At 40.9% G+C, this 13,882-nt stretch carries 19 protein-coding genes; 3 read left to right on the top strand and 16 right to left on the bottom strand.

The genetic code is table 11. The annotated features are described in order from the left end of the window. Positions 1-2: 2 nt before the first annotated feature. Positions 3-1,385 (bottom strand): phosphatidylserine decarboxylase, encoded by a 1,383-nt coding sequence (locus ACHCNF_RS13360; protein ID WP_408070272.1) that lies wholly within the window; start codon positions 1,383-1,385, stop codon positions 3-5. A gap of 75 nt (positions 1,386-1,460) precedes the next feature. Beyond that, the gene (locus ACHCNF_RS13355) at positions 1,461-2,675 is read right to left on the bottom strand and encodes an LL-diaminopimelate aminotransferase (protein WP_408070271.1); all 1,215 of its coding nucleotides are present in this window, start codon (positions 2,673-2,675) and stop codon (positions 1,461-1,463) included. A gap of 413 nt (positions 2,676-3,088) precedes the next feature. On the opposite strand from ACHCNF_RS13355, the gene ACHCNF_RS13350 reads away from it, so the two are divergent. Next, on the top strand, positions 3,089-4,690 hold the full coding sequence (locus ACHCNF_RS13350) for a CTP synthase (RefSeq protein WP_408070270.1): 1,602 nt from the start codon (positions 3,089-3,091) through the stop codon (positions 4,688-4,690). On the opposite strand, the gene dtd is transcribed toward ACHCNF_RS13350, so the two are convergent. After that, positions 4,687-5,121: a D-aminoacyl-tRNA deacylase gene (gene dtd / locus ACHCNF_RS13345; protein WP_408070269.1), complete on the bottom strand. Its 435-nt coding sequence runs from the start codon at positions 5,119-5,121 to the stop codon at positions 4,687-4,689. The two genes, ACHCNF_RS13350 and dtd, sit on opposite strands and share 4 nt — an antisense overlap. 491 nt (positions 5,122-5,612) lie before the next feature. On the opposite strand from dtd, the gene ACHCNF_RS13340 reads away from it, so the two are divergent. Further along, positions 5,613-6,296 carry a hypothetical protein gene (locus ACHCNF_RS13340; RefSeq protein ID WP_408070268.1) on the top strand — a complete coding sequence of 228 codons (684 nt, stop codon included), beginning with the start codon at positions 5,613-5,615 and terminating at the stop codon, positions 6,294-6,296. Positions 6,297-6,302: 6 nt separating this feature from the next. After that, on the top strand, positions 6,303-6,797 hold the full coding sequence (locus tag ACHCNF_RS13335; protein ID WP_408070267.1) for an ABC transporter substrate-binding protein: 495 nt from the start codon (positions 6,303-6,305) through the stop codon (positions 6,795-6,797). A 16-nt stretch (positions 6,798-6,813) separates the two neighbouring features. Here ACHCNF_RS13335 and ACHCNF_RS13330 read toward each other — a convergent pair whose 3' ends face one another. From ACHCNF_RS13330 to ACHCNF_RS13270, 13 genes are all read right to left on the bottom strand, one after another. Beyond that, entirely contained in the window at positions 6,814-7,122 is a 309-nt protein-coding gene (locus ACHCNF_RS13330; RefSeq protein WP_408070266.1) for a hypothetical protein, read from the bottom strand. 21 nt (positions 7,123-7,143) lie between these two features. Further along, entirely contained in the window at positions 7,144-8,598 is a 1,455-nt protein-coding gene (locus ACHCNF_RS13325) for a hypothetical protein (RefSeq protein ID WP_408070265.1), read from the bottom strand. Positions 8,599-8,620: 22 nt separating this feature from the next. Beyond that, a complete protein-coding gene (locus tag ACHCNF_RS13320; protein WP_408070264.1) occupies positions 8,621-8,941 on the bottom strand; it encodes a hypothetical protein in 321 nt (106 codons plus the stop codon). A 29-nt stretch (positions 8,942-8,970) separates the two neighbouring features. Beyond that, on the bottom strand, positions 8,971-9,270 hold the full coding sequence (locus tag ACHCNF_RS13315) for a hypothetical protein (RefSeq protein WP_408070263.1): 300 nt from the start codon (positions 9,268-9,270) through the stop codon (positions 8,971-8,973). Between the two features lie 56 nt (positions 9,271-9,326). After that, positions 9,327-9,725, bottom strand: coding sequence for a hypothetical protein (locus tag ACHCNF_RS13310; RefSeq protein WP_408070262.1), 399 nt, complete (start codon positions 9,723-9,725; stop codon positions 9,327-9,329). Positions 9,726-9,734: 9 nt separating this feature from the next. After that, on the bottom strand, positions 9,735-10,028 hold the full coding sequence (locus ACHCNF_RS13305; RefSeq protein WP_408070261.1) for a DUF4176 domain-containing protein: 294 nt from the start codon (positions 10,026-10,028) through the stop codon (positions 9,735-9,737). A gap of 29 nt (positions 10,029-10,057) precedes the next feature. After that, positions 10,058-10,375, bottom strand: a complete 318-nt coding sequence (locus ACHCNF_RS13300; RefSeq protein WP_408070260.1) for a WXG100 family type VII secretion target — start codon at positions 10,373-10,375, stop codon at positions 10,058-10,060. Between the two features lie 36 nt (positions 10,376-10,411). Continuing rightward, a complete protein-coding gene (locus ACHCNF_RS13295; RefSeq protein WP_408070259.1) occupies positions 10,412-10,708 on the bottom strand; it encodes a WXG100 family type VII secretion target in 297 nt (98 codons plus the stop codon). Positions 10,709-10,780: 72 nt separating this feature from the next. Next, positions 10,781-12,349 carry a hypothetical protein gene (locus ACHCNF_RS13290; RefSeq protein ID WP_408070258.1) on the bottom strand — a complete coding sequence of 523 codons (1,569 nt, stop codon included), beginning with the start codon at positions 12,347-12,349 and terminating at the stop codon, positions 10,781-10,783. Positions 12,350-12,363: 14 nt separating this feature from the next. Continuing rightward, positions 12,364-12,663 (bottom strand): DUF4176 domain-containing protein, encoded by a 300-nt coding sequence (locus ACHCNF_RS13285; protein ID WP_408070257.1) that lies wholly within the window; start codon positions 12,661-12,663, stop codon positions 12,364-12,366. A 1-nt stretch (position 12,664) separates the two neighbouring features. After that, positions 12,665-13,141: a DUF4176 domain-containing protein gene (locus ACHCNF_RS13280; protein ID WP_408070256.1), complete on the bottom strand. Its 477-nt coding sequence runs from the start codon at positions 13,139-13,141 to the stop codon at positions 12,665-12,667. 74 nt (positions 13,142-13,215) lie between these two features. Further along, entirely contained in the window at positions 13,216-13,536 is a 321-nt protein-coding gene (locus tag ACHCNF_RS13275) for a hypothetical protein (protein ID WP_408070255.1), read from the bottom strand. A gap of 16 nt (positions 13,537-13,552) precedes the next feature. Continuing rightward, a complete protein-coding gene (locus ACHCNF_RS13270; RefSeq protein WP_408070254.1) occupies positions 13,553-13,867 on the bottom strand; it encodes a WXG100 family type VII secretion target in 315 nt (104 codons plus the stop codon). Positions 13,868-13,882 lie beyond the last annotated feature (15 nt).

The following is a 13,882-nucleotide window of genomic DNA, read 5'->3' as shown; positions in this document are numbered from 1 at the left end:
TTTTATTCTTCTTTTTGGAGTTTCATATAGGCTTCACCCATAAGGACATGCTCATAAGTTCCTTCATCTTTCCCCTCGGGGCAGACCATATCTGCCTTAACCCCATCCTGGAAAACCATAACAATATCACTTCCGCCAAAGAGGAAATATCCCATAGGATCACCTTTTTGTACACTAACACCTACCTTAACCGTATCCTCAAAATTGCATGAACATATCTGAGACATACCGATAGGAAGAACTGCTACAAGTCCGTAATCCTCAGTATCTATTATCACACAATCTCTTGTCTCTATCATCTGCCACCCGGGGATTGCATCCTCGAGGACGTACCGCTTAATTTCAGGATGCCATACAGTAATACCGCCTGCTCCGTTAGTAGCCTTTATCTTACGAACTTCCTTGATCGTACCGCTTACAGGAAAATGATAACGGTGATAATCATTGACATTAAGAAATGTATGAGTCAAGGTTCCTCCTGCAAAGGCATCACTATATTCAGAATCAGGGCCTATCAGATCAGCAACAGATGTAAAATTGGCTGACTTTATAATTACGCCTTCCTTTTGGACAAGATTCCCATCCTTATCGATATCCCACACACCCTGAGGCTTGGAATCAGCAGGTGCTACTACTTCCGTATCAGCAATAGGACGAACTTTTGGATCTACAAGTTTCCTTGAAAACCATTCATTGAAGGTACTCCACTCATTACTATCTCCATACCATCCATATTGCATATTCATGTTGGGATCATTCTTTATCATTTCATAATAATCGTCATTCCAGCTTTCTTCTGTAGATAAAAATGTACCCCATTCGTTTGAATAATCGCGAAGCCATCCTGCTATAGGTTCATGGTATTGCAAAGTAGGATAATAATACCCTTTTCCTTCAAGCTCTTCAAGCGGCTGATCAAATAAAAACCAAAGATAATCCACACTCTGATCAATATGATCATACAAAGTAGGATAATCATCACAATCAAGTAAATTCCAAGGCAAAGCCTTGACGTTCCAGTCAATAAAGCTATACATTTTTTCGATGCTGCTAACAGGATTAGTGTCGGGATCCGGGTTTATTTCATAAGCCTTTTTGATGGATTTTTCCATCATGGCCATAAGGGACGGATCCCTTTCAAGGTAGTCCTTTAAAGCAAGCGCAGCAGTACTGTGTTCTTCTGGCGCGATGTCTTTACTCTGTATATTTTCTGCATTTGCATTTTGAAACGATCTTCTTTTTCCGGACATGGAAGCCGCCTGCTGCGCTTCCAGAATTGCCTCACCGTTGTCCTTAATCTTATGGCTTATGCCAAAGGCAGCAGAGCATGCCAAACACACAATAACGATAGTTATTAGCAGATTCTTAAAAGTATTATTACGCATAAAACTATCCTCCATCATAAGAAAATCCGTTGCATAATAATATTTTATCATCCACCTATTAGATAAACTACGACTTTATAAATTCTTTATTCTTTCTATAGCCCTTATTGTATTGTCTCTGTTACCAAAGGCAGTCAGCCTAAAGTAGTGTTCACCTGAAGGTCCAAATCCCGAGCCCGGTGTGCCGACTACGTTCCCCTTTTCAAGAAGGAAGTCAAAAAACTCCCAACTTGTCATATTATCAGGTGTTCTCATCCATATATAAGGCGCATTTACTCCGCCATAAGCTTCGTACCCTGCCTTATCAAGGCCTTCCTTTATGATCCTGGCATTTTCCATATAATAAGCTATCTGCTCTTTTACCTGGGCGCGTCCTTCATCTGTATAAACTGCAGCGCCTGCCCTCTGCACAATGTAAGGAGCTCCGTTATACTTGGTTCCATGGCGCCTTGCCCACAGAGGCCACAGCGGGGTTCCATTCGCTTTAAGATCCTTTGGAATAACCGTAAAGCCAAGTCTCACACCGGTGAAGCCTGCTGTCTTTGAAAAAGATCTGAACTCAATTGCACATTCTTTTGCTCCCTCACATTCATATATACTGTGCGGGACATCGTCCTCAGAAATATATGCCTCGTAAGCAGCATCATACAGAATGATCGCATTATGTTTGTTAGCATAGTCTACCCATTCCTGGAGCTTGTCCTTTTTAATTACGGCACCTGTGGGATTATTAGGAAAACACAGATAAATAAGATCCGGGACCTCATCAGGTATATCCGGAGTAAAATCATTCTCCTTAGTGCACTTCATATAAATGACTTCGCTAAACCTCTCAAGGTCAGGATCATACACTCCGCCTCTTCCTGCCATTATGTTGGAATCAACGTAAACAGGATATACAGGATCACATACCGCAATTTTATTATCAAGACCAAATATCTCCTGTATATTTGCACAGTCACTTTTAGCACCATCAGATACAAATATCTCATCAGGTGAGATATCACATCCACGTGCCTTAAAGTCTTTTTCCGAAATAATATCTCTCAAAAACTCATAGCCAAGATCAGGTGCATAGCCCTTGAAGGTATCAGCGCATCCCATCTCGTCAACGGCACTGTGAAGCGCAGCAATCACTGCCGGCGCAAGGGGCTGCGTCACATCGCCGATACCAAGTCTTATTATCTCTTTATCAGGATTTTTCTCTGAAAATTCCTTAACCTTTTTACCTATTGTTGAAAACAGATAGCTTCCCGGAAGCTTTAAATAATTATCATTAACCTTTGCCATACTACTCCTTTCACTTTGCGTATCATAAAATGTTTAAAAAGCGGAAATGCAAAACAATTTTCCTCGTATAAAGTAAAAAAGAATGCAACATATTCCCATCGCGCGATGTGCAGATCACTTGGCGAGGTTTTTTCGAGCCTAGTGAAATGTCATACACAGTAGTGCGCATCCACAGCGGAGCGTACCTATTGAATAAAAAAAGGCGTCTTGAACACATGTCCAAGACGCCCTTGCCTTTATTGGTTTAATTTACAACCTGTGTACCATATATGTCAAACATTTTATTCGTCCAAAGCTATTGACATCATTTCTAAAAATATTTACCATAAATCAGTAAAGGCAATGGGGCCAAAACAGTAAGGGATAACTCTCACTGTTTTGGCCTTTTTTCGATTAATAAATCAGGAGGCAATATGTCGGTAAAATATGTATTTGTTATGGGAGGAGTTGTTTCAGGTTTAGGAAAAGGTATTACAGCCGCTTCTCTCGGAAGGCTCTTAAAGGCCAGAGGATATAAGGTTACCATGCAGAAGTTCGATCCCTACATCAACATGGATCCCGGAACAATGAACCCCATTCAGCATGGAGAAGTTTTTGTAACAGAGGACGGAACCGAGACTGACCTTGACCTTGGTCATTATGAGAGATTCATTGACGAAAGCCTCGATAAGAATTCCAATGTCACCACAGGAAAAATCTACTGGTCCGTTCTTCATAAAGAAAGACGCGGTGACTACGGCGGACATACTGTCCAGGTTATACCCCACATAACAAATGAAATCAAGGATCGTTTCTACAGAAATTATGAAAATGACGATACTCACATCGCAATAATCGAGGTTGGAGGAACAGTCGGTGACATTGAATCCCAGCCTTTCCTCGAAGCCATCAGACAGTTCCAGCATGAGGTAGGCCATGAAAATGCCATGATAATCCTGGTATCTCTTATCCCATACCTTCGCTGCTCACAGGAGATAAAGACAAAGCCCACACAATCTGCTGTCAAGACTCTGCAGGGAATGGGACTCTCACCGGACGTCATCGTGTGCAGAACAGAGGTTGAGCTTGATAAGGATACTAAGGAAAAAATCTCGCTTTTCTGTAATGTTCCAAGCAGGAATGTTCTTAATAACCTCGACCTTAAATACTTATATGAAGCGCCACTTGCCATGGAAAAAGAACACCTGGCAGAGGTTGCTCTCGAGTGCCTGAATCTTCCATGCAAAGAACCCAATCTCAATGACTGGCAGCACATGGTAGATACACTATATTCGCTTGACGAAACTGTCACAGTTGCACTTGTTGGAAAATACACTCAGCTTCACGATGCGTATCTTAGCGTTGTAGAAGCTTTAAAGCATGGCGGAATCGCAGCTAAACGTGAAGTTAAAATAAAGTGGATTGATTCAGAAACAGTCACAGCCGGGAATGTCAGCGAAGTCTTATCAGATGTTCAGGGTGTGATCGTACCCGGAGGATTTGGTGACCGCGGAATAGAAGGAATGATCACCTGTATAAAATATGCAAGGGAAAACAAAATTCCTTTCCTTGGTATCTGTCTTGGAATGCAGCTTGCCATAATAGAATTTGCAAGAGATGTACTTGGTTTTGACGATGCACACTCAATTGAATTCAATCCCGGCACAACTCATCCCCTCATCGCACTTTTACCTGATCACACCACAGGGGAAGACCTTGGCGGAACCTTAAGACTCGGTTCATATCCCTGCACCCTTGAAGAAGGCAGCCTTGCACACTCTCTGTACGGAACAACGAATATCACAGAGCGTCACCGTCATCGCTACGAAGTTAACAATGATTACAGGGATGCATTAAAAGAACATGGCCTTAGATTATGCGGTCTGTCACCTGATAACAGGATTGTCGAGATGATAGAGTACCCTGAAAATGCATTCTTCATCGCTACTCAGGCACATCCTGAATTCAAGTCCCGCCCCAACAATCCGCATCCCTTATTTGCCGGTTTTATTAAGGCTGCAAGAGATTATAACTAAATATCAAGTATGATTGTTACCGGACCGTCATTAATGGATTCAACCTTCATATCTGCGCCGAACACTCCGGTCTTAACTTCAAAGCCGCTCTTCCTGCACTCTGACACAGCAAGCTCATATAACGGCTCTGATATTTCAGGTTTTGCAGCATCTGTAAATCCCGGTCTTCGAGACTTACAATCAGCATATAAAGTGAACTGGCTTACAATGAGGAACTCTGCTCCGGCGTCCTTGGGATTCACATTCATCTTGCCGTTTTCATCTTCAAAAACTCTGAGGCCGCAGATTCTGTCAGCCATTTTTACTGCCTGCGCTTCTGTGTCCTCAGTATGAACTCCCAATAATACCAGGAATCCCTTTCCTATCTCTGAAACCTTTTTACCATCAATTGTTACCGAAGCTGATAAAACTCTGGTTACTACTGCTCTCATACTTTCTCCTCTAAATTCCTTTATAGTTGTTTCTAGGTTTTTGTGGTCATTTTCCACTTTTGTCCACAAGAAGTCATCACATAGAACAAAGAGTCGCTCGCGACTCTTTGCGCGCTGGTGCGCGCAAGCTTTAGCTTGCAAAATTCATCTGCGCACCAGTCGCATCCTTAGCGGAGCGCGGTTGCAGAATGCAACATATTCCTTTCGCGCGATGTGCAGATCACTTGGCGAGGTTTTTTCGAGCCTAGTGAAATGTCATACACAGTAGTGCGCATCCTCGCGGAGCGCTTTTGTATCATAGGAAAGCAATTTCCTATGATATAAAAATATCATAGCAAAATCCATTATCCAACCCTTATTACATTTAGGCCTGTCTCACTTACACGGCATTTTTAAAAGTTAATACAAATTTAATTTCAAAATAATTGTTATACTTCAGTCCCTATGTGAATAATATAATCAAAGACTCATGAATGTTAGGAGGTATAAAAATGAAGCGTATTCTTAAATCACTTATTGCAATAGCTCTTGTTTTTTCTCTTGGAATATCACTTAATCCGGTTAATGCATTAGCTGCGTCCAAGCGTTATGGCACCATAGTAAAATCCACTTCCGGTTATGTGTCCACTACCCTATATCCGGGAGCAAAGCCCAAAAAGGCGAAGTTCAAGATCCAGACTGAGCTGGTTAACGACACTCTTATCGATACTAATGATGACTTCATCGAGTACTCAGAATATAAGGTAACCCTTACCATCGACAGGAAGGATCTTACCAAAAAGGAAATCGTCAATATTGTAAAAGATTCAAAGAACAAGAAAACTTCTTTCAATGATTATATAGCTATCTTTATCGACAAAGACGGTGATCCTGCTTCTAATATAATTGTATCCGGCGGTATGGATGATGACCTTTCATCTCCCGGAGAAAGAGTCGAGGCAAAATATAATAAACGAATATATTACATCAACAGCTATCGAAAAGTATCTGTACTCACCTATAAAGTGTTGATACCTCACGGTGGTGAAGCTGTTTATTTCGGCGTAGCAGGTCAAAAAAACGGTCAGATCACAAATGATAACAGAAACAAATACAAACAGCGCCGAATTAATTTCTATCAGGCAGGCTATGGTAACAGCAAGCGCGGCTTCGCATATGTAAAGAAGCTCAACTGATACTTTATGTATCTTAAACAGTTAAATATGATGGCCGGGGCCTTTACCGGAGGTTCAGGTGACTACGTGACCTTATTTGAGCCAACTGCTACAGAGCTCGAACTATCCGGAGAAGGTTTTGTTCTTGCTTCCGTTGGCGAAGAAAGTGGAGAGATTCCATATACCGCTTTTTTTGCAACACAATCTTATATGGATGAAAACAAAGAAATTATCAGCAGATTTGTATCAGCAGTATCAAAAGGCCTGGACTGGGTACAAAATCATGATGCAGCTGAAGTAGCAAAAATCATACAACCCCAATTCCCCGATACATCTACTAAAGTTTTGTCAGAAGTCGTAGAAAGATATCGCAGCATTGATGCCTGGAATAACTCTCTTGTTATGAAAAGTGAATCATTTGACAGACTTCAGGACGTTATGGAAGAAGCCGGAGAATTACAACAGCGAGTACCATTTGAAACCATAGTTGATAACACTATGGCTTCAAGTGTATCTCAGTAAAAAAACTTCAAAATTGCTATACATTGATTCCCTGTGCTTTCAACTCAGCCTTAGCAAGATTCTCTACACATTTACCGGTTGCGATAAGATACTCTCTTATTTTTTTAGTTGTCTCAATAGTATCTGTCGCAATGGTAGATGATTTTTGCAAAAAGAGCATACCTGGTTCACTCGTAAAATTATTGGTAAATGCTTCAGCGGCAGGAACATATTCCTTAACTACAGTCATCATGATTTTATTGTTGTACTCGTTGACAGCATTGATCATTTTAGTAAGTCGCTCAATATTTGCTATTATTCTCTGTACTTCTTCTTTTTTTCCCATCAGCAATACCTCTCTTACAACTTAGTAAATAAGCTTTTTTAGTTCTTCCTCTTCCCGGTCTTTATACCTGCCGCGATATTTTGTTTTCGTTGAACCGGTAAATTTTTCTATCGCGCTTTCAATAACCCTTATTACGCCACCCAAATCTATAGAAAGCCCTGCTGAAAATCCAATTCCAAGTGCAGCACCAATCTCAAGTTGAAACTTTCCATTTTTTAATCCTACATTAAGCTTAGCTCCCACTCCAATCTGGAGGGCAGCCATTACATCCACTCCAATGCCAAGCACAGACACTCCGGCACTGGCCTTAACATCAACAAGATAAGCGCCAATGTCTCCCTTAACAGCAATTTCAAGCCCCTTGCCCGGTATGTACTGACAGCAGGCACCTACCTCAGCGCTTACTGTGAGGGCCTTTACATCTACATCTGCATGAATATTGGCAATTCTCTCATCAAAAAGTGCAACCGATCCTTTGGCACCTGCCCTGCCTACAGAAGCTGATCCACCGGCTCTGGCTTGCATTCCATAAGCCTTATATACCTTACCGTCTTTTTCTTTTACTAAGTATGCACCGACTGATACATTTGCACTGAAATCAGCAGTCATGAACTTTGCATAACAGCCGCCTTTTAAGCAGCCTTTAGCTGTCTGGCCCTCTACCTCAGCCCCAAACAGCGTTGCTTCCCCATCCGCCTCAAAAAGTGTAGCTTCAGCAAGGGTTCCAACTTTTCTGCTATATTCGCTGACGAATGCATCTCTTTCCTCTTTTGTCAGCCACTTTCCATCCTTATAGAGGCTTTTGTATTCCGGTTTATGGTATTTTAAAGGATCCTTAGAATTTAGTTTTACATAATCCGAGACCTTAGTCTTATCAGCCAGGCTTTTGCCGTTTACTCCGGTCTTCCCAACGTACGCAGTTGGTACTCCATCACTGTTGAGATATGCCTTTTTGTAATGCCATAATTTGCCCTGCTTATCAACATACCAAAAATCTTCAACCCAGCAGCTTCTTGTTGGCTTTTTATTATCATCCTTAGAATCTTCTACATTTACCTTGGGAACATTAGGATTTATTTTACCCCCGGGCTTTGCTTTAACCTTTATCTTATTATTCTGTTTTCCCGGTGTTAAGCCGGGAGCAGCACCGGATTTATTTTTTGAACTGTTTTTAAAGTCTTCCAAAGCTATACCGCATAACTTTTTTTCTGAGTCTTCATACAGTTTAACGCACTCTAAAGCGACAGCTTTCTGGGCTTTCATACGTTTGACTTCATTTTCCAGCAAATGATGACAGAGCTCTACCATCTTCGTCCTAAGAAGTATTGTGGCAGAATCTCCCATAATATCAGGATGAAGCAGCTGCGACATCATCTCCTTAGAGTACTGCTCAATTTTCTTAGCAGCCTCATCAAACTTATCAGCTGCCTCTCTGGCCTTTTTGTAATTGACCATGAACTTTCTTGAATCAGCCATACGCACTACCTTTTTATTATCATCAATTCAAAAAATCTGTTGGCAACTTTCCTGATTCAGCATGCAAGTTATAGCCCTCAACCTTGTCGTAGGTTTCTGCTATTTTATAGAATTCCTGACATTTTTTCATCATGGAATACAACGCAGGCCCCACATCTTTGGCAATCTCATTGTATTCAAGGAAGTGATACTCTGCTGCATCACCTCCCCAGTACTTTTTGCTGAGTTCCTGCTGCAAACCGCTTATATTGGCAATTTCCTGTCTGATATCTTTGACAGAATCAGAGATTGATGCGACTTTATTATAAAGGACATCTATATTTACCTTAACCACTATAGCCATGAAATCACTCCCTTACATATAATCGCAATTTACTTAAGCCCTTCAATCAGCTGCTGAGTATGAGTCGTCGTATTAGAATACTCATGATATGCAGTATCCTCAAACTTAACCAAGCTTCTATAAGCTTTTATAAGATTATCAATTAAGGTAATTTCATCCTGCCACTCTCTTTTAAATATCTCATGAGCAGGTCCTTCCCACATGGAATCAAGCTGAACCACATCGGCTTTTATTTTGTCACGGGCATTTTCCAGGCGCTTCAGGCATAGCTCCATCTGCTCTCTGGTCTTATATAGCCCCAATAAATAGCATGTAGTAAATTCACCCATAGTCTGTCCTTTCCGCCCATAAGCTTTCAAAAAGTGGCAGTAATCGAAATACCTCATTAGATTCTAGATGTATCCCTTAAATTACCTCCGTTATTGTGCATCTTTTCTGTAAATTTTTCATCTTCTGTCTTTTCTTTCGGTTTTTCAGGTACATCTATACCCTGAGCTTTTAACTCTGCCCTAGCAAGATTCTCGGCTTGCGTGGCAGCCACTTGCAAAGCTTTTTGTATATTAGTTGTTTTCTCTATGGCTTCTTTAATAATATTTGCTGACTCTTGAAAAAGAATCATACCTGCGTCACTGGAATAGCTATTAGCAAGATTCTCGGCAGCAGGAGCATATTCTTTTGCAATCACAGTAATGAGCTTGTTATTATATGTATTTATCTCGTTTATTGTCTTAGAAAGATTCTTCAGATTAGCTACTATTCTTTCTACTTCTTCTTTTTTTCCCATAGGCCCACCTCAGTCTCCCTGGATTTCACCTCTGCGAACCTTATCTGTAACATCCACTATCTCAGAGGAGAAGGTCTTCCCAAGGTCATCCAGGTAGCCGGTGAATAATACTTCGCCAATATCACTATCATTAAACATAAACATATTATCCGCATTCAGATAGCCATATGGATAAGGTACTGCTGAATAATCAAATATTTCAGCATCTTCATCCTCTGTGCCCTGACAAAATCCGGCAATTGCAAAAAGTCTATCTTCATTCTTAAGTCTGACTACACTTCCTACAGGTAGAAATTCTTTCATATTATCTTACCTTCCCCGCTTCTGTATTTTTACGAAATAATATCGGATGTCAGAGATGTTGCCACATCCATATTGGAGCTTTCAGCTGACTGGTACTCATTGGCTATAGTATTCAGATGATCAACATGATCTTCTACCAATTTATGTAATCTGGTGATATCAAGCTCAAGAGTATCAAACCTTGATACATATTCCTTCTGGGCTTCACCACTCCAGATTCTGCCCGTTAATGTATCAATTATTTCTATCATCGCATTGGTCTTCTGCTCCATTATATCTGCATGGGTTTCCATTCTTCCTGCAGCTGCTTTCAGTTCTTCAGGTGTTACTCGAATTACATTTGCCATTATAAATACCTCCTTTTAGACAGTTCTGTACCGCTATCATTCCTGACCTGCTGCCAATGAAGCATTTCTCGCCTCAGCAGTAGCATAATTTACAGCTATCTCATCAAGTTTAATGCAGTAATCCTCAATAGCATTGTAGAAGTTTTGAAGATGAACCTTGTCTTTCTTAAATGCCATGTCAAAATTATCGTGAGCATCACCTTCCCACATGGTATTAAGACGCATTTCCTCACTCTCAAGATCATCCGAAGCCTTCTTGAATTCTGCATTCAGTCTCTTTAGCTCCATTGCTTTGTTTTTAACTTCCTGCGCTGTTACAACAAATTCTGCCATGTTTATACCTCCTTAAAAAAATATATATTAGTGTCAATTGTTATTCTGATAATGCTTACCAAATAAATTTTTTTAGCGCCTAAATAAAATTTTTAACGCTATACAAACCGCCTCTCCGGCCCTCTTTGTAGCATCCTTTACAACCTTCTTCATTGTTTGCTTTGCTGTTTGTTTTATAATCCTTGCCTCATAAGGTTGACTGCCATAGTTCTTATCTACTATCCAGTCAATTAAGTCTTCCACAGCTGTAACCACTCCTGAAAAATCAATAGTAGCACCCACCGTAAATCCGATTCCCGCCGCAGCACCGAACTCGAACTGGAATTTACCATTTTTAAAGCCAATATTTCCTTTTATACCAGCACCTACCTGGAACGCAGCGTTAACAGCCATGCGTATTCCTAATATTGTCCCCCCGATTGAGCCCTTTATATCTACCAGATATATTGCTGCTTCACCTTTAATTGCAAGTTCATACCCCTTACCGGGAATATACTGGAAGCATGCTCCGGCTTCGGCAGATGCCCCAAGCGCCTTGACATCAATATCTGCATCAATGCTTGCAAGCCTCTCATCAAACACGGCAATTGTGCCCTTAGCTGTTGCTCTTGCAACATTGGCACTTCCACCGGCTCTGGCATTAAGGCCATAAGCCATATACTGTTTTCCATCTTTATCCTTGACTACATATGCTCCTACACCGGCATTGGCACTAAAATCAGCAGTAAGGAACTTGGCTGAAGCACTTCCTTTGACGCACCCCTTAAGCGCACTTCCTTCTACCTCAGCACCATAACGTGTAGCTTCACCTTCCGCACTGACAGCGTCGACCTCCGCTATAGTTCCGATTTTTTTTGTGAAGGTATCCTTATATTCTGCTATTTCCTCTTTACTTAGCCATTTGCCATCTTTGTAGACGCCGTTTTTCCAGTCAAACTTATTATCCCTAAACTGTTTTTTTTCTCTATCATATATTTGTGGGGTTCCATCTGAGGCCTTTCCACCCTTGAAGGTCTCCTTAAGTCTTCGGCGCTCTCCCCGTTCATTTTTAGTAAATGAATTCAAAAATGTTCTGCCGGTAACTCCGGTTTTTGCTCTATAGGCTGTAGGTACTCCCTTACTGTTGATATATGCTCTGCCAAAATGCCATATTCTGCCTTGTTTATCGATATAATAAAAGTTTTCTCTCCAGCAGCATCTGTCCGGCGGCTTATCTGCCTTTTCCGCCAAGCCCTGAGGTACTGAAGCATTTACCTTACCACCAAGCTTAGCATCGACATTTAGTTTATTATTTTTCTTTTCAAACTGTATGCCCGGAGCAGCACCTGAAATACCCTTTTTTCTGCTTATAAATTCAGATGCAGCTCTTTCTAGTTGTTTCTCTGCATTCTCATGTATTTCTATACATCCTCTGGCTTTAGAACCTTGTTCCCAAATTTTTCTGGATATATTTCTAAGCTGATCGGCTTGTGTAACGATTGTAGCGCAAGAAACATCGAGCCCTGGATCTCCTCTTACTTTAAGCCCAAGCTTTACTATGGCATCTGCATACTTCCTAATGTCATTTGCTACACTTTCATATCTGCCGGCTGCATCTTTAGCTTTTTGGAATTCAATCATGAATTTTCTTGAATCAGCCATACGCACTACCTTTTCTACTCAACAATAGTAATAGAACCGTCTCTTAGCCCCTTGATATTCCTCTCAGCATTTTTTCTATACTCTTCTCCCTCGGGTGATAAATACCCCACACAATAGACATTATCTATATCTTCATTGTTGAACATAAACATACTGTCAGGATCTGAAAATCCCATGGGAAACAGACATGCGCAGTAATCAAATACTTTTTTTACATCATCTTCCTTAACTGCTGCAGTACTTAGGATCATAAATCTGCTGTTCGAGCCATATAAAGAAACAACACTTCCAATCGGTAACAATCCCTTCCACATATCACTCATCCTCCTTGGTATCATCAAAAGACTCGTCACCGGAATCTTCATCCGGTTCTCCTTCGTCATCGTCATCAAACTCGTCCCCGATGTCATCTATGAACTCTGCACTATCCTCTATATCTTTTCCATCTATTATTGCCTGGATTTCATCAGCCGCATTCTGTGCCATCTCAGTAGCCTCTTCCTGAGTAATCTCCCCTGCCTTAAGGCCGTCTAAGATAGGCTCTATTCGTTCCATAAAGAATTGCTGTTGATAATCCATGTAGCCAATATACAGCACATCCTCAATGTCCTCCCTGTCAAAACCAAGAGTTAAATCTCTATTGATATACCCATGCGGATAGGTAACTCCCGCATAATCATAGACCGCTGTTTCATCTGAGATTTTAGTCTGCCATACACCCATGATCATGACTAACATCTCAAGATTCTTCAGCTTTACAATACTGCCTATTGGTAATAATCCTTCCCACATAACTTTCTCCTTTTCTATTAATTTAAATTTTCTTTGCCTGATCCTGTCTGATAGCTTTTTTCATTCTACATGCTTTAATCCAGAAAATCTGTTGGAAGCTTCCCTGCCTCTGCATGCAGATTGTAGCCCTCGACCTTATCATAGGTTTCAGCAATCTTATACAGAGCCTGACATTTTTTCATCATCGAAAATAACATCGGTCCATAATCTCGTACAGCCTCCGTGTATTCCATATAATGATATTGAGCAGCATCTCCCGCCCAATACTTAGAGGCAAGCGCCTTTTGAAGTTCAAGCATAGCTTTGATCTCTTTATCTATCACCTTTACAGACTCAGAAAGCGATGACACTTTACTATATAAAACATCTATATTAGCTTTAATAACTACTGCCATAAAACCACCCTTTTAATCAAATAGACATATTGACCTTTTTCCCTTCAGCAGTTGCAAGAGCCCTGCTCACCGCCTTAGAATAAATATCATATGCACTCTTCTCATACTCTGTTATTCTTTTAAAGGTACCTATCAATTCCTCAAGTTCAGCAATTTCATTATTCCACTCCTGCTTAAACTCATCGTGGGCAGGTCCCTCCCACATGGTATCTATCTGAGCCACGTCAGCTTTAATGGCATCACGGGCCTTTTCTATCCGCTTAAGGCATTGTTCCATCTGCTCCCTGGTATTATCCAGACCTCCCAGAAAGCACAAACTCATATCACTCATAAACTGTCCTTTCTG

Origin of the sequence: Butyrivibrio sp. NATIVEDY162 (genome assembly GCF_045999815.1) — a bacterium.
Lineage (GTDB): Bacteria > Bacillota > Clostridia > Lachnospirales > Lachnospiraceae > Butyrivibrio.
Note: the sequence above shows the minus strand (reverse complement) of the source record. Positions and strands in the feature narration are given on the sequence as shown.